Annotated in this window: 1 protein-coding gene; it reads right to left on the bottom strand. The window is 73.0% G+C overall.

Features of this window, described 5'->3' with window-relative positions:
- Nucleotides 1–180: 180 nt before the first annotated feature.
- Nucleotides 181–1,074: a S1 family peptidase gene (locus ACFV2S_RS35100; protein ID WP_385569165.1), complete on the bottom strand. Its 894-nt coding sequence runs from the start codon at nucleotides 1,072–1,074 to the stop codon at nucleotides 181–183.
- Nucleotides 1,075–1,405: the final 331 nt, after the last annotated feature.

The raw sequence follows: 1,405 nt of genomic DNA, 5'->3' as shown, positions 1-1,405 counted from the left end.
CTGTTCACCCCCCCCCCGCCGCGCTGCCGGGCGGCCCCCACCCCCCCCCGGCGCGGCGCACAGCGCGAGCGACCCCCCCCCAGCCCCCCCGCGGCCGCGGCGCCGGCCGCGCGCACCGTGTGCGAGCGGGCCGGAGGGCCCGGGCCGGAGGGCGTCCCCGCCCCGGGCCGGAGCCCGGGATCAGAAGACGCTGACCCCGTAGGCGCTCAGCGCCTCCGTCACGGGCTGGAAGAAGGTCGTCCCGCCCGAGGAGCAGTTGCCGCTGCCGCCCGAGGTGAGGCCGATGGCCCGGCTGCCCGAGTAGAGCGGGCCGCCGGAGTCTCCGGGCTCGGCGCAGACGTTGGTCTGGATCATGCCGTAGACGATGTCGCCGCCGCCGTAGTTCACGGTGGCGTTCAGGCCGGTCACCGTGCCGCTGTGGATGCCGGTGGTGGAGCCGCGGCGGGTGACGGACATGCCGACGGTGGCGTTGGCGGCGCTGGTGATGTCGACGCTGCCGACCGTGCCGGACTTGGTCACCGAGGTGTTGGTGTAGCGGACGATGCCGTAGTCGTTGGTCGGGAAGCTCGACCCGGCCGTGGTGCCGAGCACGGTGGTGTGGGAGGAGTTGGACCACCAGGTGCCCGCGCCGTCGGTGCAGTGGCCCGCGGTGAGGAAGTAGTAGTTCCCCGCTCCGTCCTTGACGTTGAAGCCGAGCGAGCAGCGCCAGCTGCTCGCGTAGATGGCGTCGCCGCCGGAGATCAGCTTGTTGAAGGTGCCGGGGGTGCGTTCGATGCGCAGCGCACCGGCGTCGGCCCCCGCCCGGTTTCTGATCTTCGCGATCTCGGCCTGGGAGACGGTGGAGTCGGCGGTGACGACGACCTGGCCGGTGGCGGTGTCGACGCGCCAGGCGGTGCCGGCGACGTCGGCGGCGAGGACGGCGTCGCCCGCGGCGGAGAGCTGGGCGGCGCTGAACGTCTGCGTGGAGTCGGCGCTGGCGGTGGGGACGCCGAGCGTCGCGGCGGCGGCGACGAGACCGGCCGTGAGGGCGAGCAGCCGGAACTTCTTCGTGGGGGTGGTGCGCGTGGTCCTCACTTCTTGTTCCTCCTGTGGGGGGAGATCCAACGGGTGGGGGGAATCAGCGGGGGACGCCGTCGGTGCGCTCGGTCCTCGTCGTGCTCCTCACGTCCTTCCGTGAAGCGGAGGGCCCTGGGCGGCAGCCCCATGAGGCACCGTCAAGTGACGTGTTCCTGACAGGTGTTGCCAGTGATAGTGACCCTCCCCGGGCGGACGCACAAGACCGCCGGACGCACGGGCGCCCCCCGCCGGCCGGGGCCGGGGGGGCCGCCCGGCGCCCCCCCGGAGGGGGGCTGTGTGGTTTAAAAAACAGAAGCGGGCGCCGCAAAAGTGTGTGTTTATATAGGGG

This window comes from Streptomyces sp. NPDC059695 (genome assembly GCF_042733785.1).
Classification (GTDB): Bacteria; Actinomycetota; Actinomycetes; order Streptomycetales; family Streptomycetaceae; genus Streptomyces.
This window is presented reverse-complemented; position numbering and strand designations above follow the sequence as displayed.